21 protein-coding genes are annotated in these 25659 nt (G+C 43.5%); 2 read left to right on the top strand and 19 right to left on the bottom strand.

Annotated elements, in window-relative coordinates; genetic code table 11:
• Window positions 1-25: 25 nt before the first annotated feature.
• From WCV65_RS13005 to WCV65_RS13035, 7 genes are all read right to left on the bottom strand, one after another.
• Entirely contained in the window at window positions 26-1009 is a 984-nt protein-coding gene (locus tag WCV65_RS13005; protein ID WP_338777019.1) for an alpha-ketoacid dehydrogenase subunit beta, read from the bottom strand.
• 12 nt (window positions 1010-1021) lie between these two features.
• A complete protein-coding gene (locus WCV65_RS13010; RefSeq protein ID WP_035404112.1) occupies window positions 1022-2014 on the bottom strand; it encodes a thiamine pyrophosphate-dependent dehydrogenase E1 component subunit alpha in 993 nt (330 codons plus the stop codon).
• Window positions 2015-2152: 138 nt separating this feature from the next.
• A complete protein-coding gene (lpdA, locus tag WCV65_RS13015; RefSeq protein ID WP_338777022.1) occupies window positions 2153-3574 on the bottom strand; it encodes a dihydrolipoyl dehydrogenase in 1422 nt (473 codons plus the stop codon).
• Window positions 3575-3592: 18 nt separating this feature from the next.
• Window positions 3593-4702 carry a butyrate kinase gene (gene buk, locus WCV65_RS13020; RefSeq protein WP_035404108.1) on the bottom strand — a complete coding sequence of 370 codons (1110 nt, stop codon included), beginning with the start codon at window positions 4700-4702 and terminating at the stop codon, window positions 3593-3595.
• A 52-nt stretch (window positions 4703-4754) separates the two neighbouring features.
• Window positions 4755-5849: a branched-chain amino acid dehydrogenase gene (gene bcd / locus WCV65_RS13025; RefSeq protein WP_338777026.1), complete on the bottom strand. Its 1095-nt coding sequence runs from the start codon at window positions 5847-5849 to the stop codon at window positions 4755-4757.
• 30 nt (window positions 5850-5879) lie between these two features.
• Window positions 5880-6776: a phosphate butyryltransferase gene (gene yqiS / locus WCV65_RS13030; protein ID WP_338777028.1), complete on the bottom strand. Its 897-nt coding sequence runs from the start codon at window positions 6774-6776 to the stop codon at window positions 5880-5882.
• A 129-nt stretch (window positions 6777-6905) separates the two neighbouring features.
• Entirely contained in the window at window positions 6906-8972 is a 2067-nt protein-coding gene (locus tag WCV65_RS13035) for a sigma-54-dependent Fis family transcriptional regulator (protein ID WP_035404101.1), read from the bottom strand.
• Window positions 8973-9127: 155 nt separating this feature from the next.
• Here WCV65_RS13035 and WCV65_RS13040 point away from each other — a divergent pair, with 155 nt between their 5' ends.
• The gene (locus WCV65_RS13040) at window positions 9128-9364 is read left to right on the top strand and encodes a DUF2627 domain-containing protein (RefSeq protein ID WP_035404099.1); all 237 of its coding nucleotides are present in this window, start codon (window positions 9128-9130) and stop codon (window positions 9362-9364) included.
• A gap of 40 nt (window positions 9365-9404) precedes the next feature.
• Here WCV65_RS13040 and WCV65_RS13045 read toward each other — a convergent pair whose 3' ends face one another.
• From WCV65_RS13045 to WCV65_RS13055, 3 genes are all read right to left on the bottom strand, one after another.
• Window positions 9405-10139, bottom strand: coding sequence for a glycerophosphodiester phosphodiesterase (locus WCV65_RS13045; RefSeq protein ID WP_338777031.1), 735 nt, complete (start codon window positions 10137-10139; stop codon window positions 9405-9407).
• 99 nt (window positions 10140-10238) lie between these two features.
• The gene (locus WCV65_RS13050) at window positions 10239-12809 is read right to left on the bottom strand and encodes a bifunctional 2',3'-cyclic-nucleotide 2'-phosphodiesterase/3'-nucleotidase (protein WP_338777033.1); all 2571 of its coding nucleotides are present in this window, start codon (window positions 12807-12809) and stop codon (window positions 10239-10241) included.
• A gap of 58 nt (window positions 12810-12867) precedes the next feature.
• Window positions 12868-15048 (bottom strand): 5'-nucleotidase C-terminal domain-containing protein, encoded by a 2181-nt coding sequence (locus WCV65_RS13055; RefSeq protein WP_338777035.1) that lies wholly within the window; start codon window positions 15046-15048, stop codon window positions 12868-12870.
• 138 nt (window positions 15049-15186) lie between these two features.
• Between WCV65_RS13055 and WCV65_RS13060 the strand changes: the two genes are divergently transcribed.
• Window positions 15187-15444, top strand: a complete 258-nt coding sequence (locus tag WCV65_RS13060) for a hypothetical protein (RefSeq protein ID WP_338777037.1) — start codon at window positions 15187-15189, stop codon at window positions 15442-15444.
• Between the two features lie 47 nt (window positions 15445-15491).
• On the opposite strand, the gene WCV65_RS13065 is transcribed toward WCV65_RS13060, so the two are convergent.
• The 9 genes from WCV65_RS13065 to WCV65_RS13105 form a co-directional block, all read right to left on the bottom strand.
• Window positions 15492-16028 carry a DinB family protein gene (locus WCV65_RS13065; protein ID WP_338777039.1) on the bottom strand — a complete coding sequence of 179 codons (537 nt, stop codon included), beginning with the start codon at window positions 16026-16028 and terminating at the stop codon, window positions 15492-15494.
• Window positions 16029-16088: 60 nt separating this feature from the next.
• Window positions 16089-16463: a YciI family protein gene (locus WCV65_RS13070; protein WP_338777040.1), complete on the bottom strand. Its 375-nt coding sequence runs from the start codon at window positions 16461-16463 to the stop codon at window positions 16089-16091.
• 360 nt (window positions 16464-16823) lie between these two features.
• The gene (spo0A, locus tag WCV65_RS13075) at window positions 16824-17615 is read right to left on the bottom strand and encodes a sporulation transcription factor Spo0A (RefSeq protein WP_035404263.1); all 792 of its coding nucleotides are present in this window, start codon (window positions 17613-17615) and stop codon (window positions 16824-16826) included.
• A 288-nt stretch (window positions 17616-17903) separates the two neighbouring features.
• Window positions 17904-19229, bottom strand: a complete 1326-nt coding sequence (gene spoIVB, locus WCV65_RS13080) for a SpoIVB peptidase (protein ID WP_051860475.1) — start codon at window positions 19227-19229, stop codon at window positions 17904-17906.
• A 162-nt stretch (window positions 19230-19391) separates the two neighbouring features.
• A complete protein-coding gene (gene recN / locus WCV65_RS13085) occupies window positions 19392-21113 on the bottom strand; it encodes a DNA repair protein RecN (RefSeq protein WP_338777042.1) in 1722 nt (573 codons plus the stop codon).
• A gap of 32 nt (window positions 21114-21145) precedes the next feature.
• The gene (gene argR, locus WCV65_RS13090; RefSeq protein WP_035404058.1) at window positions 21146-21595 is read right to left on the bottom strand and encodes a transcriptional regulator ArgR; all 450 of its coding nucleotides are present in this window, start codon (window positions 21593-21595) and stop codon (window positions 21146-21148) included.
• A 138-nt stretch (window positions 21596-21733) separates the two neighbouring features.
• Window positions 21734-22579, bottom strand: a complete 846-nt coding sequence (locus WCV65_RS13095; protein ID WP_338782283.1) for a TlyA family RNA methyltransferase — start codon at window positions 22577-22579, stop codon at window positions 21734-21736.
• Window positions 22579-24471, bottom strand: coding sequence for a 1-deoxy-D-xylulose-5-phosphate synthase (gene dxs, locus WCV65_RS13100; protein ID WP_338777043.1), 1893 nt, complete (start codon window positions 24469-24471; stop codon window positions 22579-22581). The genes WCV65_RS13095 and dxs overlap by 1 nt, the downstream gene beginning before the upstream one ends.
• A gap of 302 nt (window positions 24472-24773) precedes the next feature.
• Window positions 24774-25634 carry a polyprenyl synthetase family protein gene (locus tag WCV65_RS13105; RefSeq protein ID WP_338782285.1) on the bottom strand — a complete coding sequence of 287 codons (861 nt, stop codon included), beginning with the start codon at window positions 25632-25634 and terminating at the stop codon, window positions 24774-24776.
• Between the last annotated feature and the right edge of the window lie 25 nt (window positions 25635-25659).

A 25659-nucleotide genomic window follows, 5' to 3' on the forward strand; every position in this document is an offset into this window, starting at 1 on the left:
CGATTGGCACTCCCTTTATAAAAGATTAAAATTCAGCAAGCTCTCTCATAGCCGCTTCCACTTTATCCGGATTCACCATAAAGTATTTTTCCATTGTCGGCGCATAAGGCATAGCAGGAACATCAGGTCCCGCAAGACGCATGATTGGAGCATCAAGATCAAACAGGCAATTTTCAGCTATAATTGCTGAAACCTCGCTCATAATGCTTCCTTCTTTGTTATCCTCTGTCAGCAAAAGAACCTTACCTGTTTTAGAGGCCGCTTCCATAATTGCTTCTTTATCAAGCGGATAAACGGTTCGCAAATCAAGGATGTGCGCAGAAATTCCGTCCTGTGCCAGTCTTTCCGCAGCTTGAAGCGCAAAATGGACACAAAGACCGTATGTAATAACCGTGATGTCCTCTCCCTCTCTTTTCACATCAGCTTTTCCAATTGGCAGCACGTAATCATCTGAAGGAACTTCCCCTTTAATTAAGCGGTATGCACGTTTGTGCTCGAAAAACAAAACAGGATCCTCTTCACGGATCGCAGCTTTGAGCAGTCCTTTTACATCATACGGAGTAGAAGGCATGACAATTTTCAAGCCTGGTGTATTGGCAAAAAGTGCTTCAACGGACTGGGAATGATATAGAGCACCGTGAACTCCACCGCCATAAGGAGCACGGATTACGATTGGACAGCTCCAGTCATTATTCGTACGGTAGCGGATCTTCGCTGCTTCTGAAACAATTTGGTTTACAGCCGGCATAATGAAATCGGCAAATTGCATTTCGGCAATCGGACGCATTCCGTACATGGCTGCTCCGATTCCAACGCCCGCAATAGCCGACTCTGCAAGCGGTGTATCAATGACACGCTCTTCCCCAAATTGGTCATACAATCCAAAAGTGGCTTTAAAAACGCCGCCTTTTTTCCCGACATCTTCTCCTAAAATAAATACTTTGTCATCGCGTTCCATCTCTTCCCGGATTGCCATCGTGACGGCATCAATATAAGATATTACTGCCATTTTTTCTCCTCCTTACTCCGCATATACATGCTTCATTGCTGATTCAGGATCTGCATAAGCCGCATTTTCTGCATAATCAGTTGCTTCATTCACAGCCTGCATGATTTCATCCAAGATGGCTTTTTCTACTTCATCTGTAAGTACACCTGCTTCTCTCAAGTAAGCAGCGAATTTTACATTTGGATCATTCTTTTTCGCTTCGGCTACTTCTTCCTGTTCCCTGTAGCTTCTGTCATCATCATCACTGGAGTGAGGAGTCAGCCTGTAGGAAATGGTTTCAATCAGAGTCGGGCCTTCTCCGCGGCGGCCGCGTTCAGCTGCTTCTTTTACTGCTTTATATACTTCAAGCGGATCATTTCCGTCAATTGTAAATCCAGGCATGCCATATCCAATGGCACGGTCGGATACATTTTTAGCCGCTACCTGCTTCTCATATGGAACCGAAATCGCATATTTGTTGTTTTCGCACATGAAAATAACCGGAAGTTTATGTACTCCTGCAAAGTTAGCTCCTTCATGGAAGTCACCCTGGTTGGAGGAACCTTCTCCAAATGTTACGAACGTCACAATATCTTTCTTTTCCATTCTTCCCGCCATCGCGATTCCGACTGCATGAGGTACCTGAGTTGTTACTGGTGAGGACCCTGTTACAATACGGTTTGATTTCTGCCCAAAATGTCCTGGCATCTGGCGTCCGCCTGAGTTCGGATCTTCTGCTTTCGCAAAGCCTGAAAGCATTAAATCTTTAGCCGTCATTCCGAATGTCAGCACAACACCCATATCGCGATAATAAGGAAGAACATAATCTTTTTCACGGTCCAGCGCGTACGCCGCTCCTACCTGTGCTGCCTCCTGCCCTTGACAGGAAATAACAAACGGGATTTTCCCGGAGCGGTTCAATAGCCACATCCGCTCATCAATTTTTCTTGCCATAACCATTGTTTTGTACATTTCAAGCACTTGCTCATCTGAAAGCCCAAGTGCAGCATGACGATTTTCAGCCATGATAATCCCTCCTTAATCATAACTTCCATCAGCGGAATGGTGTTTTTCTCTGACGGTTCGTTCAGGGCCGCAGGTTGCGGCGCTATTAGTCTGTATTTTTCACTCGTGCTTTTACACCGTACATCAGGCAAGCTTGAATCAGCTGTGGATGGCTTTTCCATCAACGGCCAGCGCCGCTTCACCAATTGCTTCCGATAACGTTGGATGAGGATGAATGGTGCGGCCAATCTCCCACGGAGTGGCATCGAGCACACGCGCAAGGCCCGCTTCTGAAATCATATCGGTTACATGCGGTCCGATCATATGAACACCTAATAGATCATCGGTATCCTTATCAGCTACGATTTTCACAAATCCATCAGATTCCCCGTACACTAGTGCTTTTCCAATGGCACGGAAAGAAAATTTGCCGGTTTTAACATTGTAGCCTTTTTCTTTCGCTTCCTCCTCGGTGTACCCTACACTTGCAGCTTCCGGAGTGGAATAAATACACTTCGAGACAAGTGAATAGTCAATCGGATGAGGATTTTGGTTTGCTATATGCTCTACAGCCAAAATTCCTTCATGCGATGCCACGTGTGCCAGCTGAAGTCCTCCGTTCACATCCCCAATCGCATAGATGTGCGATTCCTTCGTCTGCATGTATGAATTTACTTTAATAAAGCCCTTTTCTACCTGAATATCCGTATTTTCAAGACCGATTCCTTCTACATTAGCCTGTCTTCCTACAGATACGAGCATTTTTGAGGCTTCAAATGACTGATTGGATCCATTTTTCTCAGCTTCAACGAAAACCCCGTTCTCTTTTTTCAACGTTTCCGGCAATACTTTAGCTCCCGTTACAATGTTGACCCCTTTTTTCTTGAGAAGACGCTGCATTTCTTTGGAAATTTCGGCATCCTCCAGCGGAAGAATCCGGTCTGCATATTCGATCACTGTAATATGGACACCGAAGTCAGACAGCATGGAAGCCCATTCTATTCCAATTACTCCGCCTCCGACGATGATCATGGAATCTGGTAAACTTTCCAGCTTCAGTGCATCATCTGATGTCAGCACTGTATCCCCGTCTATTTCAAGACCTGGGAGGGAACGGGGACGCGAGCCTGTAGCGACGATCACATTTTTAGGAATCAGCATTTCATTTTCGGTGCCATTATTCATCTCTACGGAGATCGTACCAGGCATAGGCGAGAAAATAGAAGGGCCTAAAATTCGGCCAAGTCCCTCATACACATCGATTTTCCCTTGCTTCATTAGGTGCTGCACACCTTTATGGAGCTGATCAACAATACCTTGTTTCCGTTCCTGCACCCGCGGAAAATTCAGTTCTACTCCAGAAACGGAAACCCCGAATTCTTCTGATTTCTTCGTTTGTGCAAAAACCTCTGCGCTTCTGAGAAGTGCTTTGCTTGGGATACAGCCTGCATGCAGACAGGTTCCGCCGAGCAAGCCTTTTTCAACAATGGCTGTTTTTAATCCAAGCTGAGAAGCGCGGATCGCTGCCACATATCCGCCAGTTCCTCCGCCGACAATAACGAGATCATATTCTGTCGCCATAAAATAAACTCCCTTCTGCTAGCCGAATACCTTAGCCGGTTTCTTCGTTCCGGGATATTCTTTAGCCTGTTCTTCTTTTTTTAATACCCGAAGAGCACCTTCAGCCAGTGCCTGCAATTCATTCTCACCCGGCAGAATAAGGACATCCGCGATCCAATCTACATGACTGGAAATGAGTGAGGCAAAACGTTTGCCATGTGCAAGACCTCCAGTAAGAACAATGGCGTCGACCTTTCCTTTTAATACTGCACTCGCCGCGCCAATTTCTTTTCCTACCTGATAAGCCATAGCATCCATTACAAGCTTTGCCTTTTCGTCTCCATCTTCAACCATTTTCTCCGCTTTAATAGCATCATTTGTACCAAGGTAGCCAACCATTCCGCCCTGTCCTACAAGCTTCTTCATCACTTCTTCACGGTAATAGTCTCCTGAAAAGCACATGGAAATGAGGTCTCCTGCCGGAACAGTTCCTGCACGTTCCGGACTGAATGGCCCGTCGCCGTGAAGACCATTATTTACATCTACAACTCGTCCTTTTTTATGGACACCGACAGTAATCCCGCCGCCCATATGGGTCACGATGATGTTGAGTTCCTCATACTTTTTTCCGTATTGCGCTGCTGCTTTTCTAGCCATCGCTTTCTGATTCAGGGCATGAAAGATGCTTTTGCGTTCAATTGCAGGCATACCGGATATTTTAGCTATGGGTTCCATTTCATCCACTACAACGGGATCTACTATGAAAGCTGGAATATTTAATCCACAAGCAATTTCATGGGCAATGATTCCGCCCAAATTGGAAGCATGCTGGCCGGCATAACCCTTTTCCAGGTCCTCCAGCATCCTGCTGTTCACCTTATAGGTGCCACCCTCTATAGGGCGGAGCAGACCCCCTCTTCCGCATACGGCAGAAAGCTTTGAAATGTTGATCCCTTCCTCGTCCATTGCTTCTAATATCGCGTTTTTCCGAAAATGATATTGGCTGATGACAGATGGAAATTCATTGATTTCCTCTGTGCTGTGCCTGATGGTTTTCTCTAAGATGGGCCGATCGGAATCAAACACGCCGATTTTGGTCGAGGTTGATCCGGGATTGAGCACCAATATCCGATAATCTGTTTCCTGCAAAAGAATGTCCTCCATTTCTAAACAAATCCAAATCGTATATAGTCCGCTTCTTTTATCTGCGGTTTAAGATATGCTGGCCGTTCTGCAGAAATTGGCTTCTTGAATTTCTCATGCGCTCAATTCTTTCTTCCGCAAGACGGTCTGCCGCTTTATAAGTCGGAATGCTGTCACGCTTCGCAATTTCAAGGACGCTTTCAATGTTGCTGTATATGCTTTCAACCTTTTTCAGAGCTCGATCGCGATTGTAGCCGTAAAGTTCATCTGCTACGTTAATTACTCCGCCGGCGTTGATCACGTAATCCGGTGCATACACAATTCCCATTTCATGAATGGTATCTCCATGACGTGTTTCTTTCAGTTGATTGTTTGCTGCTCCCGCGATAACACGTGCCTTCAACTGAGGGATCGTGTCGTCGTTTATTGTTGCACCTAGCGCACAAGGAGCGTAAATATCGCAGTCCACACTGTAAATTTCATTTGGATCAACAGCCTTCGCACCAAATTCTTCCACCGCACGCTGAACAGCTTCTTTGTTTATATCTGTTACAATCAGCTGTGCCCCTTCTTCATGCAGGTAGCGGCAAAGATTGAAAGCTACGTTGCCTATCCCTTGTACCGCGATTACCTTGCCTTCAAGCGAATCGGATCCGAATGCTTCTTTAGCAGCTGCCTTCATTCCTCTGTATACGCCAAATGCAGTGACAGGGGATGGATTTCCAGAAGAGCCGAATGCCGGAGAAATACCCGTAACAAATTTCGTTTCCTCATGGATAATATCCATATCTTCAACTGTTGTACCAACATCTTCTGCAGTTATGTATCTTCCGTTTAACCCTTGAATGTAGCGGCCGAATGCACGGAACATTTCTTCATTTTTATCTTTTCTCGGATCTCCAATAATAACCGTTTTTCCTCCGCCAAGATTCAATCCTGCAGCTGCATTTTTATAGGTCATGCCGCGTGAAAGTCTAAGTGCATCCTCAACAGCTGCTTCTTCGGATTCGTATGTCCACATGCGTGTTCCGCCTAAGGCAGGTCCAAGAGTCGTATCATGAATCGCAATGATTGCTTTTAAACCTGATTGCTTGTCCTGGCAGAATACCACTTGCTCATAATCGTATTGCTCCATATATTTGAAAAGTTCCATCTTTGTTTCCTCCCTGATTTTCATTTGTATTTATTCATTCGTAGTACAGATTGCTAGTGCTAGGGAATACAATTTGCTTTCAGCAGTGTCAGAACGGCTCGTTAAAATGATTGGAGCTTTTGCTCCTGCAATGAGTCCGCCAACCTTTGCCTGGGCAAAATAAGTCAATGATTTGTAAAAAACATTGCCCGCTTCTATATTCGGCATCAGCAGAATATCTGCTTGCCCGGCTACTTCACTTTCAATTCCCTTATGAATGGCCGCTTCATTAGATACTGCGACATCCAGCGCCATTGGTCCGTCGATTAGACAGCCTTCGATTTGCCCTCTGCGATTCATCTGTGTTAATACGGCTGCATCCAAAGTGGCCTGCATAGAAGGATTCACTACTTCAACAGCGGCAATTGGAGCAACTTTTGGGTTAGCAACCCCAAGCCTATTCGCTACCATAACGGCATTTGAAGTAATTTGAAGCTTTTGCTGAAGATCCGGCTGCATATTCATAGCTACATCTGTCAGAAAAAGGAGCCGGTCCATTGAAGGGATATCAAAAACTGCAACATGTGACAATACACTTCCTGTACGAAGGCCGTATTCTTTATTCAGAACTTCCTTCAGTAATACAGCTGTTGGTAAGCCGCCTTTCATTAAAACGTCGGCCTCCTTGCTTCTTACTGCTTTTACGGCCATTTCTGCAGCAGTCTTTGGAGACTGGGCATGTACAATCCGAATAGAATGGCTTGTGCCGATTTTCCCCTCTAACAGGGCATAAATTTTCATTTCATCTCCAAAAAGAATAAACTCTGCTAAGCCTAGTTCGAGTGCCTTCCTGATCATTTCAATGACTTCATGATCTTCTGCAGCAGCGATTGCAACTCTTTTCCCTTGTATTCCGGCTGCATTTTGGAGAACTGTTTGCAATTTCATGCTTGAATCACCCTCTTCAAAAATTCTGCACCCATAGTTTATCTAAGCAAGAACTATGCCAACATACAAACGCTGACAACTCTGTATACACGAGGAGCCAACTCTGCAAATTATTGCACACTATGCACATTACTGCGTGCTATGTTTTGCAATTCCGTACTTCTCCATCTTGTAATAAAGACTTCGAAGAGAGATTCCTAAAGATTTAGCCGTTCGCGTCCGATTATACTCGAATTTTTGCAGGGATGCTTTAATAAAGTCTTCTTCGGTCCTTTCCATTGCCTCTGACAGAGTCATTTCCGGCTGGCTCAAATCAATTCCAGAAGCGGATTGAGCCTGTTTTCGCGAAACGAAATCTGGCAGGTGGACAGCATTTATGCACCTTTCAGAGGGGTGCATAAAAATCATGGCTCTTCCCAAAATATTTTCAAGCTCCCTTACGTTTCCCGGCCAATCATGTGAGTGAAGAATTTGAGCAGCCTCCGGGGAGATCTCCTCAATATTCTTTCCGTAATCCTGGTTAATTTTCCTGATCAAATGGACACATAATGGGACAATGTCACCTTTACGCTGCCGGAGAGGAGGAATGGAAATTGGATACCGATTCAGCCGGTAATAGAGGTCCTCCCGAAAAGCCCCCTCTGTCATAGCCATTTCAATTTTTATATTAGTAGCAGCAATTACCCTGACATTAACAGGAATTGGCTTTGTCCCGCCTACGCGGACAATTTCTTTTTCCTGAAGTACCCGCAAAAGCTTTGCCTGCATTTGCGGGGAAAGCTCTCCAATTTCGTCCAGAAATATGCTTCCATTGTTCGCTTCCTCAAAAAAGCCGGTTTTTCCGCCCCGTTTAGCACCGGAAAATGCACCTTCCTCGTAACCGAAAAGCTCGCTCTCAAGCAGATTTTCCGCAATAGCAGCACAGTTAACCCTAATAAACTTGTTATATTTCCTGTCACTCTCATTATGTATTGCATGAGCAAACAGCTCTTTTCCTGTTCCCGATTCTCCGCGGAGAAGAACGGTAGCAGGCGTTTTGGCGCCAAGCTTCGCCTGTTCAATCGCGAGCTTCATTTCTTCACTTTCTCCGATAATATCTAAAAAGGTGTATTTTGCTTCAAGTGTTCTGATGATTTGACGCGCTCTGCTCAATTCCGTTGTCAGCGTCTTTATTTCAGATACATCGTGAATAACTCCTACGCTTCCTTTCAGCTTACCGTCAACAATAACTGGTGCAACATTGACCAAAACATCCTTGCTGCTGCTCCCAACTTTCATCCGGACACCCCGAACAGCGCGCCTCGTCTGAAGCACCCTTAGATGCATGCTCTCTCCTTCAGAAATATCAGTAGTAGCAGGCAGGCCAATAATGTCCTCTTCCTTTAAACCGGTCATTCGGGTGTATGCAGGATTCACGAGAATCCCTCTCCCTTTTTCATCCACTACCGAAATTGCTTCATCTGATGACTGAATGATAGCTGTCAGCATCGTTTCAATTTCCCGGAGATTTGTAACTTCTTCAGCAAGCTGTACGGCATCTGTAATATCCTTAAAAATGGAGAGCGCTCCCCTTAGGCTCCCGTCTTCATTCATAATAGGAATTCGAGTTGTAATGATTTTTAGCCCATTATCCAGAACCTGCTCCTGGTTATATTCCGGTTCCTGGCTGTAAAGAACCTCTGGCAGCCTGGTTGAAGGAATGACCTCTCTTATTTTCCTGCCCAGCACATGATTTCTCATGTGTCCTGTCACATTTTCTGCCACTCTGTTGAATAAAATGATGTCTTCGTTCGCATCAATTACGATCATTCCGTCATTTGTTGAATCAAAAATCGTCGTATATTTGCCAGTCTGTTCTTTCAGCCTCGTAATCAGCTGCTCTTTTTCTCTAATTAATCTTGATATAATCAGTGCCACGGTTGAGGGAACGATGATGGTTCGGCTGCTTCTGGCCTTCAAAAGGCCGTCCATGATTTGCGGGTCCCCCGTCGCTTCCATGACAACATCAATATCTTCAGTGAAAAGCATTTTCCAATTGGTGTGCACTGGAATTCCCTTCGCTCTTGCATAAACGATTCCCGGAGCTTCACTATCAATGTCGGCAACAGCCGCTACTTTCATCAGCTTAGTTTCGATGAGCATTTTCAACAAGACTGTTCCGCCTTTACCTGCACCCACAAGCAACACTTTTTGCATAAAGATCCCCTTTGAACATGAAAAGTTTTTCATCCTAAACATCTTATTTTGCAAATTATTGCACAAATCAATCATATCACACAGAACTGCCTTGACAAATCTTTTTTAAAAGCGAAAAATATACTTAATAATAGCAATTGGAAAGGGTTACAGAGATGTCCAGAATTATAGCATTACTCATCGTATTAATACCGGGCATTATGGCTGCCTATGGAATCAAACTCTTGCGGGATCTTTTTTTTGGTATTCTTCAACCGCCTATTCCTTCTTTGCTTGTTCAATTCATTCTTGGAGTTCTATTGTTCATCGGAGGGCTCGGTTTCACTGCAGGATTTATTTTTTATCGGGACCGCAAGCATAATAAGGTTCAGAAGCGTTTTAGCAAAAGATAATAAAAAGGAAGGCACTCCTCCTGGGATGCCTTCCTTTCTTTTACTTTATCGATTTCTTTATTTCAATTGCTTTTCCAGGATAATCGGTAAAAAAACCGTCACTTTCCCATTCGAATAGCATGTGCATTTCCTTCTCATCATTAACGGTAAAAGGACGGACAGAGATACTGTTTTCCCTTGATAAGTCGATTAGTTCATTTTTAACAGTCCTCATTAATGGATGGATGGCCCTTGCGCCTGCTCTTCTGGCATAATCGTAAGGCTTGTAGATACCGTCTGTGTAAAGCAGGGCTGTCTCAATCCTGGGTTCTGTTTTGAGAGCTAAAACCATACTTGAGTGATTGAAGGATGATAAAATCACTCGCTCATCCAATTCGAATTGTTTCACCAAGTTAATTACTTTTTCCTCAAGCCCTGAATACTCGATCATATTGTTCTTTAATTCAATATTAATGATAAATGGTTCAGCGCTTGCAGAAGCCCATTCCAAAACCTCTTTTAATAGCGGTATTCTCGCTTCTTCCTTATACTCCTCAAATTTCCAGCTTGCATCTAAACGAACGATTTCATCAGCTGAATAGTCTTTTACAAATCCCGAACCATTTGTCGTTCGATCCAGCGTTTCATCATGAATGACAACCGGTATGTGATCCTTGCTAAGATGAACATCAAGTTCAATTCCATCTGCCCCTAAACGAATCGCCTCTTTAAATGATATCATTGTATTTTCCGGTCTTGTCCCGGCCGCACCTCTATGTCCAAAAATTAGTGTCATTCTGTCACCTTCTCTCTTTTAGTATCTCCTATACTCTATACCACAAAATTCAACCTTAAAAAACGCCTGCCCCATGGGAGGGGATCAGGCGTCTTAAAATCAGTTTTTAGAATAAGTCATCTTTGAAGAATCATGCAGGATGGTGTAGCCTCCGCCCATCATTAGGCTTTTGCCCTCCGTTCCATAAACACGGTATTGCAAACCTTTTTTGAGCATGATGGTTTTGCTGCCATCTTTAACAAGCGGAACATTCGTTTTTATCGTTACGATCCCCTCAAAATAACGGGCATCAGCGGACTTTTTCACATAGAAGCCACCGCCAACCTCATACTTTGTATCATCAGAACTATAAACCTTAATGGCTTCGCCTCTTTTCAGCGTGCGGTAAACCATTCCAGTTGAAGAGTATAACTTCGTTTCTTTCATTACAAGAATTCTGCCCTTGTATGCAGCTGTTTGAGAATCTTTCTTAATGAAATACTCGCCTCCGACGTTATACCATCCATCATTGCTGCCATAAACACGAATGGTTTCGTTTTTCGCTGCCGTGCGGTGTTTTACAAGAGTTCCATCAGCGTTCCGCTTCATGATATCAACCTGCTGTTTTACAATTAGTCTTGCTGATGGAAGCATCCCGATTTCCATTTCGCCAATGTTATCTTTCGCTTCTTCCTCTTCTTTCATCCTGGAAAGATCAAGCTGATAACCCGCAAATCCCTCAGCCTCTTCTCCTTTATAAGCAATCGTACCATCTGCCGGGACAGAAGCTTTTGCTTCCGGTGAAGAATTAAAAGTCACTTTTCCTTTCGAATCGACTTTTGCAAAGGACCAGTTTTCGTCTGCACTTGGGTCAAGCACTGATTTTGACTGAATATACTGGAGCAATGCCTGTCTGTTTTCATCTGGTGCTTTGAAAACGATTTTGTCCGGAGTCACACCAGGGAAATTTCCTCCGCCGCTGGCACGGTAGTTATTCGTAGCAACTAAAAATTCCTGATTCATGTCAATCGGTTTGCCATTATACTGCAGGTTTTTGATTCGGCTTGAATCAGCGTTTTTAATCTTGCCGTCAGGTGCGTATTTTGCAGGTTTCGTTACATCGATCTTGTAAGTAACACCATCGATTACATCATAATTAAAGGATGCAAATTCCGGATTTAAAAGCGGCTGTTCCTCTGTTTTTGAAGGGTCAACCTGATTGAATGCCCCCGCTGACATTTCAAGCCATTCTTTTACATCTGAGCCTTTAAGCTTCACAATTTGAAGGGTGTTGTCATAAAGGTACAAATCCCCGATATTTTTGATCGCCAGCTTTCCTTTTGGGATATTTGTAAAATATCCGGAGCCATTGCGCCCGCCCGCTTTAAACGGAGCTGCAGCTGAGAGAAGAGGAAGCTTTTCATTCTCTGTTCCTTTCATCTTCGAAGCTGCATACCAGCGCTGTGCGTCATTTACGATCTGTACGGATGGATCATCCTTCACAAGAGCAAAGAAGCTGTTAATCGGGGCCGAAGTCTGTCCAACTTCTTTCCGCACATATTCCAGAGTACCTTCATGCTCAGCTTTTACTGCATCGACGAGTTCTTTTTTAGGCTCGGCAAGTGATTTTTTTGCAGCTGAATCATAAATTGGAGAAGCTGCTGACTGGGAATCAGAAACCTCCCATTTCCCGTTCATTTTAGAAAGAGTCATATCGATTAGGCCAAGATGTGAGCCCCAGTTCTTAGGCATAACGACTGGTATGCCATTAACGGTTCCTTTTTTGTTATCAATTTTATCGATATTGTTATATTTCGCGTCTCCAGGAAACAGGCCGTGCTGATGTCCCGAAACAATGGCATCAATATCCGAAACCTTTGTAGCCAGGTCAAATACAGCGTTCTCAGCTCCGTCACTCTGTGCAGCCGGATCAAGTCCGGAATGGGATAGAACAACGATGATGTCAGCGCCCTTTTGCTTCATTTCAGGAATGAATTTTTGTGCGGATTTAACGATATCCTTCGTCACGACTTTGCCTTCCAAGTTCGCTTTATCCCATGTATTAATTTGCGGCGGAACGAAACCGATATAACCGATTTTGATTGTCTGTTCTGCACCGGACTCATCTGTTACTTTCTTCTCTGCAATTTTATATGGAGTGAAGTAGTTTTCATCATTATCCGGATTTTGATCTCCATCCGCTTTGTATACATTCGCGTTCACATAGGCAAAGTTTGCGTCATCCACCGCTTCATTCAGGAAATCAAGACCATAGTTAAACTCATGATTGCCATACGTTGCAGCGTCATAGTTCATCAGGTTCATCGCTTTATAGACCGGATGAACGTCTCCTTCTTTCAGGCCTTTCACTTTAGCCATGTATTCTCCAAGAGGATTTCCCTGGATTAAGTCCCCATTGTCTACAAGGATAGAGTTTTTAGCCTCTGCTCTCATTTTATCAATCAAAGTTGCCGTTCTCGTCAAACCAAAGGTTTCCTTAGCCTGATCGGAATAATAGTCATAATCTGTAACAAATGTATGTATGTCTGTTGTTTCCATTAAGCGCAGCTTTACAATGGATTCTGCTGTCTCCCCTTGAGCTGCTACAGGAAAGGCTGTTGGAAGTGATATCGCGCTTAAAGCGACTGCTGCTGCCAAGGAAAGGTTTACTAAACTGTTTTTCTTTTTCATCTTGTTTCCCCCAATATTTTTAATGGGGAAGGAGAGAAGTCCTTCCCCGTTTTCCTTTTTAGTTTTTGCTGTAAGAAACCTTGCCTGCTTCAAGCTTGATCGAATAACCGCCGCCAACATACAGAAGGTCATCTTCTACTCCGTATACTCGGTACATACTGTCTTTCTTCAGGGTCTTTACGGATTTTCCATCCTTCCAAAGCGAAACATCTCCGGAAATGGAAACCATCCCTTCAAAATATACAGCGCTGCGGTCTTTCTTTACATAGTAGCCATTCCCAACCTGATATTTATCCTCTTCCAAAGAATAAACTTTTACTGCTTCTCCCTTTTTAAGCGTTCGGTAAACCAGTCCATTTGAAGAATACAGTTTCATGTCCTCTTTAATCAAAACTCTTCCTGTATAAAGTACAGCATTGGGATCCGCGGCCACAAAGTAGTTACCGCCCACGTTATGCCATTTGCTGTTAGAACCATACACACGAAGGTTTTCCTTTGCATTTACTGTACGAATTTCCGTAATGGATCCGTCTTTTTCAAGCTTCATAAGTTTCACCGGTTTTTTCAGGATCAATCGGCCAACAGGGCTTTGCTCCTTTTCCATTTCCCATTCTGAAGGAGTTTCTCCAGCAGGACCTTCTGAAATTCTCCCTGATGCTTTATAAGCGATAGGCTCCTTGAAGGATTTCACATAATTCACGGTTGCGTCTAAATCTACCGCTCCATCTGTTCTTCCTGTACCGTTCGCACGGATCCGGTATTTATCATCCGCGTGATCATACATATAGTTATTCACAGTCAGGGTATACACTTTTTTATCCTGAACAGGCGAACCATCCGCCATTTTCAATTCCGTTACTTTGTTTGTTTTTCCATCCCATTTGTATGTGAAGCCTCCGATTGAACAGTCAGGGCCGTACTGAGAGGAAATTTGGGCATTGACGATATCACGCAGTCCTTCACCAGTAACGGACGTTTTCACAAGGTAATTTCCAAAAGGCTGAACATTAAACAATTCTCCCCATGTAATATCCCCCGCATTAATAACGTCGCGGATTCCTCCTCCATTCATGAGGGCAAAATCACTCTTCATCGCATCGTTCATTCCGTCTGCAATTAAATTGCCCAATGCATTGTCCCCCACGGCACCTTTTTTACCGTAGCCTCCTTCAATCGCTTCAGTCGTTTTTCCCACCACTTCATTCAGCTTTGGACCTGTTTGATCAGCATACTTTTTAAGAATTCCTTTAACAGCCGGGTCCGGAGTGATGTTTTCCTGAACGACATCTACGATTTCTGCCTGCTTCTTAACAATGTCATGGGTATTTCGATCAATCTCTAAATCTACATCAACAAATGCCTTGCCGTATTCCCAGGCTTGAACGAGCAATTTATTATCCACTAGGCCATTCGCTTTCTTATGATTGTGGGCACCATAAATGACATCCACCTCGTCATCTACTTTGTTCGCCAAATCAGAAAGCTCCCCTGTCGGAGTACCAACTCCTTCTACAGGAACGTGGGCAAGAACAACGATGGCTTTTACACCTTGACTCTTGATTTCAGGAACATACTTATTAATCGCTTCTGCTTCATCCGTAAAATCGATATTTTCTACAGCTGATGCTACTACATTTGAGGGAGTGGCAGTCGTTGCTACGCCAATGAAGGCAATCTTTTCTCCGCCAGATTCTATGATTTTATAAGGATCAAGAACCAATTTTCCGGTATCTTTATATTTTACATTTGCCGCGACGAGCGGAAAGTTCATTCCGTCGTATCCTTTTGTTCCGTTTACATGATCGCCGCCTTTAATAAGGCGGTTCATTTCCGGAACCCCTTCATCAAACTCATGATTTCCGACCGTTCCAATATCAATACCGATGGATTCCATGATTTCAATAGTCGGTTCGTCCTGCAGCAAAGCGGATATCGGTGAGCTTCCTCCCACCATATCACCGGAATGCATCATAATGGTGTTCGGATTGGTCGCTTCCCTTTGGTGCAAATAAGCCGCAAGGTAATCAGCCTGTCCATATTTCTTCGGATCATTCGCAAGCGTACCTGTCACGTCTATTTTCCCATGCAGATCGTTAATTCCCAGCAGCTGAACCTTAACATTTCCCTCTTCCGCAGCTGCAGCTGGAAAAGAAATAACGATAGCACTTGCCGCTGCCGTAAATGCCAACGTGGCTTTTAACAGCCTGCGCTGAATGGATCTCCTGATTCTTCTTCTCATATTTTCTCATTTCCTCCTATGACGCTATGTATATTTTTAACTACTAATTATTCTAGATGCGCATTGTAAAAATCCTCTATGAAATATGTGTATTTTATGTAAATGCTGTAAAATGATAGAAAAGTAGGGGGTATTTTGTTGGGATATAGGGAGTTTTGTCGTGCTTTTCATGGTGAAAAAGTGGGGGGGGATGTGATAGAGATATATTTTTTAGGACCAGTATTATTAACTTGCTCAATAGCTGTCTATTTGGAAAAAAAATCAGGAATGGCAACAAAAGCATATCAGAAGAGAATTTTCACAAGGTTACTCAACAAAACCTCATCAATTCGAGTGGAGGAGGAAATAGTTGATATTCCATCAGGGCCTTCACGGAAAAAGGGAACTCTTAGCTGAAATGGAGTTCCCATGATTTATTTAGTTAAATTTAGGTGCCCTCCACTTCAAATTTTTTCGCCAGAAAATGAAGTGGCAGGTAGTTCAAAACCAAGTTTTAGATCCAATTCATCCTTCTGACGCAGATGATGACGAAAATGCATCCCGATAAGAGAAAACCATTCTTGTGCATTCAGCCATCCAAATCCTCCATGTTTGATTTTGTAATTCGGGTTCGAGTCTTTTACCTGCACTTCCAATTCTTTCATTCTAATCATTAGTTCATTTAGCTCAAGGATCATGTCCTCTTTACTTTTTGTATTGTCGGGTGGAGTATCAAGTTCATCAGGTAATTTAATTTTAATCGGAGGAAATCCACCAATAGTAAAAAGTTGTACTCCAAACTCAGTCTTTTCCTGCTTTTGATCACCAACAGCTTTTTCACAGGCTTCAACACGATCCAGATATTCATGAGCTACAACAATCAAATGGTTATACATCTGACCGATAGACCAAATCCCTTGTTCAGATATATACCTTAGCTGCTCCAAAGAATAATTTTGCAAGGAAATTTTGTAGGTTTCAATCAGTTTCAAATCACTCATGGTAAACAACTCCTGTCATTTGATCTGAAATAGAGCGTTAGCCTCCTCACTAAAAGTCATTCAATTGTCTTTCTTTAAGTAATGAACGGGACGGACTTCGATGTGCCAGTCAAACTCTTCCCCTTTGCTGACTTGCGTTGTCGGATGAAGAGAGGCTAGCTGGATTGCTTCATCCATGTTTTCTGCTTCAAAAACGAATATGCTGCCTATCCTCTCTTTTGTTTTTGTAATAGGACCATCTGTTGTCATTACCTTACCGTTTACACGACGCAAGCTTATGGTCTCTGACTCCAGACCTGCATCAAGCAGTACCTTACCGCTATCATAAAATTTTTCAATGTACGGCTGGCATTCACTCATTACCGCCTCAATCTCCGCTTTTGGGCGTGCATCCATTTTTTCAGGGTTAAAATAGCCCATACATAAAAATATCAAGTTCACCACTCCTCAATCACTCAATTTTTTTCATCGGTTCATTTAACGATTAATAACCTGTAAAAATTTTCTGTTTCATTAAGGATTTCTGGACCCCTTTGCTCTTTAATTCTATAAAAAGCTGCGTCTTCCTTTATTGAATTACTCCCTACTAATTTCAAAGTGAAATACGAAGTGGAGAATTCCAGAGCTATGACGCCACGTTTTGTTCTAAAAGTTCTTGTTTGAACAATATAAAATTCCAAATTAAAAAAGACACCTCCCCTTTACCGGTTTTAAATAACAACCAATAAGAAGTGATGTCTTTCGGTAAACAACCCGTTTATTAAGCTTGAAAGAAGTTCATTGGCATCTTATTGGTTACGAAGCCATATGCTCCAAACGAAGCTTATCCGCAACCATCGCGATGAATTCGGAATTCGTCGGCTTTGCTTTTGTCATGCTGACCGTATAGCCGAACAGCGAAGAGATGGATTCGATGTTGCCGCGGCTCCAAGCTACTTCAATTGCATGGCGGATGGCGCGTTCTACACGGCTTGCCGTCGTGTTGAACTTTTTAGCGATGTCCGGATAGAGCACTTTTGTGATCGATCCAAGCAGTTCGATGTCATTATAGACCATGGAAATGGCTTCACGCAAATACAAATATCCTTTGATATGAGCCGGCACACCAATTTCATGGATGATGCTTGTAATGTTGGCGTCAAGGTTTCTCGATTTATTTTCAGGTTTTGAGCTGAGGATGGAGCTGGATGACCTTTTCATAATCGGTGCAGCATTTCCGCTTACCTGGCGGATGTGGCTCGCGAGATTTTCCATATCGAATGGCTTTAGGATGAAATAAGATGCTCCAAGGTCTACGGCCTTTTTCGTTACATCTTCCTGGCCAAAGGCAGTCAGCATAATGACATTAGGCTGTTTTTCCAGATTAAGATTTCTAAGCTTCTCCAGAACCGCTAAGCCGTCAAGATGCGGCATAATGATGTCGAGAACCAATACATCCGGTTTCTTTTCTTCCAGCATTTGCAGACATTCTTGTCCATTATAAGCCACGCCTTGCACTTCCATATCATTTTGTCCTGAGATGTATTCCTCCAGAAGCCCGACCAATTCGCGATTATCGTCCACGATACACACTTTGATTTTATTCACCATTATTCCTCCTCAGTCTTCAATTCCCATAGATACTGGTCATCTAAAAGAAGTTTTCGACAATCATGAATAAAACACCTTTAAATTTTTGAAAATAATTCAAAATTTAAATATATCTCTGTTTTTCTCCATTTTACTCATAATTTCGACTATAAACGCAATTTGACATTTAAATTTTCTGACAATTATGTCGAAAAATCTTTCTATGGATATTGTACCCAATATCCCGGCATAAATAAAGAGAATTTTAAAACAATACAAAGAAACTGCCGGCGTGCCGGCAGTCATTCAGCTTGCTGCTTGAACTTTTTCTTTATAAAGATTAATACCCGCTTCATTCAGCATCCATTCAATATGGACTCCATAGCCTGAGGTTGGATCGTTTACGAATACATGTGTTACTGCTCCGATTACTTTTCCGTTTTGGATAATTGGACTTCCGCTCATCCCTTGTACAATGCCTCCTGTTTTTTCAAGGAGTTTTGGATCAGTGACTTTAAGAACCAATCCTTTTGTAGCAGGAAATTTTTGCGGTATAGTGCTGACAATCTTTACATCAAATGCCTCTACTTTATCATCTTCCACTACTGTTAGAATTTTCGCGGGGCCTTCTTTTACTTCATGTGATAACGCTACTGGCAGAGGCTTGTCAGCAATTCCATTGCTCATCCCCTGATTCAGTCTTCCGAAAATACCGAATGGGCTGTTTCTTGAGATATCTCCGACAATGACGCGGTCACTTGAAAACCTCGCTCTTTTTTCGCCGGGATTTCCGTTATTGCCTTTTTCAATGGATGTGACGGTGGATCTCATGACTTCGCCGTCATGAACGACGATCGGTTTTTTAGTATCCATATCCGATATAACGTGGCCAAGTGCCCCGTATTTTTGAGATTGCGGTTCAATAAAAGTCATGGTGCCGATTCCAGCAGCGGAATCACGAATATATAATCCAATTCTGTATGCCTGATCGCCTTCATCTTTGAGAGGGTACAATTTGGCTTTATGGGATTGATTGTCCCTGTAAATGACAAGGTTCAATGGTTTTCCTGTTTTACCCGATGATTCAATAAACGGTGTTACATCATTCATTTCTTCAATTTTTGTACCGTTAATTTCCGTAATTATATCTCCGACCTGCACACCGGCTATTTCTCCCGGTGACTGCTTGCCTTCAGCGGTATTTACCTGATGGTGGCCTACAACGAGGACTCCCAGGGTGTTCAGTTTCACTCCGATCGATTGACCGCCTGGAATGACTTTTAAATTCGGAAGGACTCTGACCTCTGTCTTTTTAACAGGCATGCCGCCCCATTCAAAGACTACGCTTGATTCACCTGCTTTTTCACCTTTAAGCTTCACTTCAGTATTTGTCTGATGCACACTGAAGGCTTCTGTATGAGAACCTGCTGCGGCCGCCTGCACAGGCATAGCCGAAGCAAGACTGGCTGTTTGGGATTCAAAGATCGTAACCGTTTTTGGGAGCTGAATGTATTCTTTCACAGGTTTGAGAAAACCTATACTTATTAAAGATACAAGGAGAATTACACCAATTATTTTTCTGATTTTTTCAAATGACACACTTTCACTCTCCTCGCTCCTTACCCACACCATATGAAATGGCTACACTCATTACTTTTGCCTTTTAGAGGCTTGTTTATAACCAGGGATGAGAGAAAAAGTTGATTAAAACGAGGCAGGAATGGGAATTATATGGTTTTTTTCATAAAGAAAGTTAAACTAAAACTGCCCAGGCAGTTTTGCCCGGACAGTTTGCTATTTCTTTGATGAACTTGCTAATAAAAGAAGTTCCTTAGCATGTTCTTTCGTTACATTCGTTACCTCAACACCGGCAATCATTCGGCCGATTTCCCTGATTTTTTCTTCATCAGTAAGCGGTTTAACGCTGGTTTTGGTACGGCCCTTTTTCGTTTCTTTTGAAATGAAAAGGTGAGTGTCTGCCATCGCCGCAACTTGAGGGAGGTGGGTAATGCAAAGCACCTGGGATCCGATGGATACCCGGTAAATCTTTTCAGCTATCGACTGTGCGACCCTGCCGCTTACTCCAGTATCGACCTCATCAAAAATAATAGAAGTGACGCCTTGATGCCTTGAAAAAATGCTCTTCATCGCCAGCATAATTCTGGATAGTTCTCCCCCTGAAGCTGTTTTGGATAGCGGCTTGAGAGGTTCACCGGGATTGGTGGAGATATAGAATTCAATGTAATCAGCGCCGTCTGCTGTAAACTTAACGGATTCTCCGTCCACTTCCGGATCCTCTTTTCCCCCCGGCTTCCGTGTGAAAACCACGTCAAAGGAGGATTTATCCATATATAGCTCTTTCAGTTCGCGGTGAATGTCTGCTGAGAGCTTTTTAGCCGCTTGCTTTCTGACAGCGGTCAAATTTTCCGCTTCCACTTTCATGTCCATAAACAAAGAAGCAAGCTCTGTTCTCATTTTATGGACGTGGCTGTCCCTGTTTGTCAGAGTTTCGATTTCTTCCTCGATTTTGGCTGAATAAGCCAAAATTTCATCCACAGAGCTTCCGTATTTTCTTTTCAAATGGCTGATTTCGTTTAGGCGGCTTTCGATAAAGTTCAGCCGCTCCGGATCATATTCCAGTTCATCCAGCTGTGAGCGCAGCTGGAAGGATAAATCCTCTAAAATATAAAAGCTGTTGGACATGCTCTCAGACATATTTTTCAGGGAGTCATTAATGGTGGAAACGTCCTCGAGGCTGCTCATTGCAAGGCCGGTCCAATCCAATCCCCTTTGCTCGCCATTGAGAGCATTATAAGCATTCTGCAAGGCTTCAAAGACTTTTTCAAAATTGGAGATTTCTTTCCGCTCTTCCTGAAGCTTGATGTCTTCATCTGGCTGAAGTCCCGCTTCCTCAATTTCATTCAGCTGAAACTGAATGAGATCCAGACGATGTGCAATCTCCTGCTCATTGTCGGAAAGCTGGCGTATCTTCTTTTTGAGGGCAGAATACTTTTTATATAGTTCACTGTAGGCCTCATGCGCAGGTACAATCTTTGCTGATCCGAACTGATCCAGCAAGGGCTGATGGTGCTCCTCATTCATCAGCTCCTGATTATCATGCTGGCCATGGATATCAATCAGCATTCGGCCAACCTCACGGAGAATCGCAATGGTAACGAGCTTTCCGTTTATGCGGCAAATGCTTTTTCCGTTTGAAGAGATATCCCTTCTTAATACAACCATTCCATCACTTGCTTCAATGCCGAATTCTTCACACTTTTCAAGGCAGGCATGCTGGTCATTTTCAAGCAGAAATAACCCTTCAAGCTCAGCTTTACTTTCCCCGTACCGGACAAATTCCGAAGAGCCGCGTCCTCCCGCAAGCAAATGAATGGCATCAATGATAATGGACTTTCCTGCCCCTGTTTCCCCTGTGAGCACGGTAAGCCCCTTTTCAAATGAAATGGTCATTGATTCTATAATGGCAAAGTTTTTAATCGATAATTCCGCTAGCAAACAGAATTCACCTCGACTTATCGTTTCTATGACTAGAGCATTTCCAAAAAGCGATTTGTAATCTCTCCGGTGACTTCCGGAGACCTGCAGATGATTAAAATGGTATCATCACCGCAGATGGTACCGAGAATGTCATCCCAATCCAGATTGTCAATAAGCGCCCCAATCGCATTGGCATTTCCGGGCAGGGTCTTCATCACAATCATATGGCCGGCAGAATCAACCTTGACGAAAGCATCAATTAGTGCACGCTTAAGCTTGGCTAAGGGATTAAAGCGCTGATCTGCTGGAAGGCTGTACTTGTATCGTCCATCAATCATTGGAACCTTTACCAGATGCAGTTCTTTAATATCCCTTGATACAGTTGCCTGAGTCACGTTATAACCGGAACTCTTTAAACGGTCAACTAAATCATCCTGCGTTTCAATTTCATCATGTGTGATGATTTCTCTGATTTTGATATGTCTTTGCCCTTTGTTCATGCGGCACCCCTTACTGTCTTTGTAGCAATCGTATGTTCTATACCCTCCATGTTATAGGAAAGCATGATAAAAGTACATTTTTTTGTCAAATGAAACCGGTTCAAATTTTCTATGTAAAAACGGAATGAAACATCGGTTTCATTCCGCTTCAGGCAGGGACTTTGATTTAAGTTCCTCATGTGCCTTCCTGACAACCTCCGCTGCCTGAACGGGAAGATACGAACTTGCTTCTTCGTCCTTTCCAGTCCACTTCAAATGCAGAAGAAACTCAATATTTCCGTCTCCGCCGGTTATTGGAGAAAAAGACAGATTCATGCAATCGAATCCCTCTTTCAAAGCAAAATCAATCATATCTGATACGACATATTCGTGGACTTTCGGATCTCTGACGATTCCTTTCTTCCCAACTTGATCCCTGCCGGCTTCGAATTGGGGCTTCACAAGTGCAAGACAGTCTCCGCCGGGAACAAGGATTTTCTTTAAAGCCGGAAGAATCAGCCTGAGGGAGATGAATGATACATCAATAGTAGCAAGCTCTGGAAGCCCTTCCTGGAAGTCAGCAGCTTCAGAATAGCGGAAATTTGTTCTTTCCATTACAATGACCCGCGGATCCTGCCTCAGCTTCCATGCGAGCTGATTATAGCCTACGTCTACAGCATAAGATTTAACCGCACCATTCTGCAGAGCGCAATCCGTAAATCCGCCTGTAGAGGATCCGATATCAATCATAATTTTGCCTTCTGTCTGAACGTCGAACTGCTTTAGAGCTTTTTCAAGCTTTAGTCCCCCGCGGCTGACATACGGAAGCACATTCCCCTTAATAGTTAACGGCAAATCCCGGTCTACTTTTTCTCCCGGTTTGTCCAATCTCATTTCATTTGCAAAGACGAGTCCGGCCATTACAGCCCTTTTCGCCTTTTCTCTCGTCTCGATTAAACCTTTCTCGACGAGAAGTACATCCAAACGTTCTTTTTTGCTCATTATTATGCCCTTTTTTCTTTTATTGGTGTAATTTTTTTTATCGCTGCAACAGTATGCTCTACTGTCATGCCCACTTCGTTCAATAATTTGTTCACGCTGCCGTGCTCGATGAAACGGTCCGGAATCCCCATACGGTCAATGACAGCATGGTGGAAGTGGCGATCATGTGCATATTCAAGCACGGCGCTTCCGAATCCGCCTTGAAGCACTGCCTCTTCAATCGTAAGGATCGGCATGTTTTTTCTCAGAAGGCTATCAAGCATTGCTTCGTCCATTGGCTTAATAAATCGTGCATTCACTACCATAACGGAAAGATTCTGGCTTTCTAAACGTTCAGCCGCTTCCATGGCCATTTCGATGGTGGTACCGAACGTCAGAATCGCTGCATCGCTTCCTTCTCGAAGAACTTCCCATGAACCAATCGGGATCTGCTTTAACTCCTCATCCATTTTCACGCCGAGGCCATTTCCCCGAGGGTAGCGCATGGCAATGGGACCGTCATCATATTTAAGAGCCGTATGGACCATGTGCTGACCTTCGTTTTCATCCTTCGGCATCATCATGACCATATTCGGCAAATGCCTCATAAATGCGATATCAAAAACACCTTGATGCGTTTCTCCATCTGCGCCTACAAGACCTGCGCGGTCAATCCCGAAGAAGACGTTCAAATTCTGACGGCACACATCATGGACTACCTGATCATATGCACGCTGCAGGAAGGTAGAGTATATCGCAAGAAACGGCTTCATCCCTTGAGTTGCGAGACCTGCTGCCATCGTAGTTGCATGCTGCTCTGCAATTCCGACATCATACATCCGGTCCGGAAATTCCTCTGCAAATCCAAGGAGCTTAGAACCCACCGGCATTGCCGGAGTAACAGCTACTACCCGGCTGTCTTCTCTTGCAATTTTGCGAACGGTTTCGCTTACAAGTCCGCTCCAGGACGGGGCGGAAATCGAAGGTTTTACGAAATCGCCTGTATCAATTTTGTATGCGGGCGTTCCATGCCAATTCCCAAGTTTATCTGCCTCTGCCGGGGAATAGCCTTTTCCTTTTTTCGTGATAACATGCATCAGAACAGGACCTTTTGTTTTTTTGGCATAGCGCAGATTTTCAAGCAGGTCATCGTAATTATGGCCGTCAATTGGGCCAAGATACGTAAAGCCAAGCTCTTCGAAAAACACTCCTGATACGAGCAAATATTTAAGACTGTCCTTGATTCGCTCCGCCGTGGAAGCAAGTGCTCCGCCTACCGCCGGGATCCGCTTCAGCAGCAATTCCAATTCATCCTTAGCCCATTGATATTTGCCGGCTGTTCTTAGTCTGCCGAGAACATTGTGCAACGCTCCCACATTTGGTGCAATTGACATTTCGTTATCATTTAAAATAACAATCATGTCTTTTTGTTCATGACCAATATGGTTCAATGCTTCGAGGGCCATTCCGCCCGTTAACGCACCGTCTCCAATAATTGGAATAATTGTATCATCCGTCTTTTTTAAATCTCTCGCCAGAACCATTCCCATTGCGGCAGAGAGGGAGGTGGAACTATGTCCGGTTTCCCAAACATCATGTTCGCTTTCGTTTCGTTTTGGAAATCCGCACAGTCCCTGATACTGTCTCAAGCTGTCAAAATCGCCTGCCCGGCCCGTAAGAATTTTGTGTACGTACGATTGATGCCCGACATCCCACAAAAATTTATCTTTCGGACTGTCAAAAACCTTGTGCAAAGCAATGGTTAACTCGACTACTCCCAGGTTAGGGCCGATATGGCCGCCCGTTGCTGCAAGTTTTTCAATTAAAAACTGCCTGATTTCAGCACTCAGTTTCTCAAGTTCATTATTTGAAAGCTTTTTCAGGAACCTTGGATTTTTTATCGATAATAGATCCAATTGGATCACTCACTTTCAGTGGTTTCTAATTTGACGTGTATTTTCATTCTATATCCTATAATCTCCATGTTAAACTACTTTTACTGCAAAGAAAATGTTTATGGAACCTGACCTATTATACCAATGTGCATATGAAAATCAACGTACCCGTGAGGTGTCTTTGTTTCATGCCAGCAGATAAATAAAAACCGCTAGCACAATTGTGTTAACGGCTGTCAGGGAAAAATTTAAAGTCCTAAACAACCCATTTGATTTAGGACATTATAGCACAAAATTTAAAAACAGGCTCATTTTCCTATCCCTCAGGACTCTCTAAGAGCAATTAAATCAGTCAAATCCTGCAAAAACGTATGACTCATGTTCAACTCTCCGAGAACGGTTTTGGCGAGAGCTATGTGACTTGCAAGCTTGTCCCTTGCGCCATTGATAGTCAAAAGCGACGGATAGGTTGTTTTTTGGTTGTGTGTATCAGAACCGACAGGCTTGCCGATTTTGTCCACTGTGCCTTCTATATCCAGAATATCGTCCCGAATTTGGAAAGCAATTCCGATATGCTGGCCGAAGTCTCTCATTTTTTCAATTTCCGATTCCCCCGCCCCAGCTAAAATCGCTCCAGCCACAAGACTGAAGGTCAGAAGCTTGGCTGTTTTGTGCATATGTATGTATTCCAATTCCTGAAGGGTGAGGTTTTTTGCCTCTCCTTCCATATCAGCAGCCTGTCCGCCAGCCATTCCTTCTGCACCTGCAGCATGAACAAGCTCTGATATTAATCGAAGCTTTTGAGCGGGTTCAATATGGTCAAGAGAGATAACGGCCTGAAAGCTTTGGGTTAGAAGGCCGTCACCTGCAAGTACTGCCAGTGCCTCCCCATATACCTTATGGTTAGTGGGCTTTCCTCTTCGAAGATCATCATCATCCATACAAGGGAGATCATCATGAATTAGAGAGTATGTATGAATCATTTCAACAGCACATGCTGCCGGCATCCCAATTGCTTCTTCTTTGCCGAATGCGTTTAGAGAAGCAAGGACAAGAATCGGCCGAAGACGTTTACCTCCTGCGTTTAAAGAATAAAGCATGGCTTCTTTTAACGGCTGTGGTGCATTTAGATTTTCAATATAAAGCGGCAGTTCCTTTTCAATTAATTCTTTGCGGCTTGTCATAAATTCCTTAAACAATTCGGACAAA

Source organism: Metabacillus sp. FJAT-52054 (assembly GCF_037201815.1).
GTDB classification, from domain to species: domain Bacteria; phylum Bacillota; class Bacilli; order Bacillales; family Bacillaceae; genus Metabacillus_B; species Metabacillus_B sediminis.

Coding starts and splice junctions, on each gene's coding strand:
- WCV65_RS13005 (WP_338777019.1), bottom strand. CDS start 1,009: ATGGCAGTAATATCTTATATTGATGCCGTCACGATGGCAATCCGGGAA.
- WCV65_RS13010 (WP_035404112.1), bottom strand. CDS start 2,014: ATGGCTGAAAATCGTCATGCTGCACTTGGGCTTTCAGATGAGCAAGTG.
- lpdA (WP_338777022.1), bottom strand. CDS start 3,574: ATGGCGACAGAATATGATCTCGTTATTGTCGGCGGAGGAACTGGCGGA.
- bcd (WP_338777026.1), bottom strand. CDS start 5,849: ATGGAACTTTTCAAATATATGGAGCAATACGATTATGAGCAAGTGGTA.
- yqiS (WP_338777028.1), bottom strand. CDS start 6,776: ATGAAATTGCAAACAGTTCTCCAAAATGCAGCCGGAATACAAGGGAAA.
- WCV65_RS13035 (WP_035404101.1), bottom strand. CDS start 8,972: ATGCAAAAAGTGTTGCTTGTGGGTGCAGGTAAAGGCGGAACAGTCTTG.
- WCV65_RS13040 (WP_035404099.1), top strand. CDS start 9,128: ATGTCCAGAATTATAGCATTACTCATCGTATTAATACCGGGCATTATG.
- WCV65_RS13045 (WP_338777031.1), bottom strand. CDS start 10,139: ATGACACTAATTTTTGGACATAGAGGTGCGGCCGGGACAAGACCGGAA.
- WCV65_RS13050 (WP_338777033.1), bottom strand. CDS start 12,809: ATGAAAAAGAAAAACAGTTTAGTAAACCTTTCCTTGGCAGCAGCAGTC.
- WCV65_RS13055 (WP_338777035.1), bottom strand. CDS start 15,048: ATGAGAAGAAGAATCAGGAGATCCATTCAGCGCAGGCTGTTAAAAGCC.
- WCV65_RS13065 (WP_338777039.1), bottom strand. CDS start 16,028: ATGAGTGATTTGAAACTGATTGAAACCTACAAAATTTCCTTGCAAAAT.
- spoIVB (WP_051860475.1), bottom strand. CDS start 19,229: ATGGTGTGGGTAAGGAGCGAGGAGAGTGAAAGTGTGTCATTTGAAAAA.
- argR (WP_035404058.1), bottom strand. CDS start 21,595: ATGAACAAAGGGCAAAGACATATCAAAATCAGAGAAATCATCACACAT.
- WCV65_RS13105 (WP_338782285.1), bottom strand. CDS start 25,634: ATGACAAGCCGCAAAGAATTAATTGAAAAGGAACTGCCGCTTTATATT.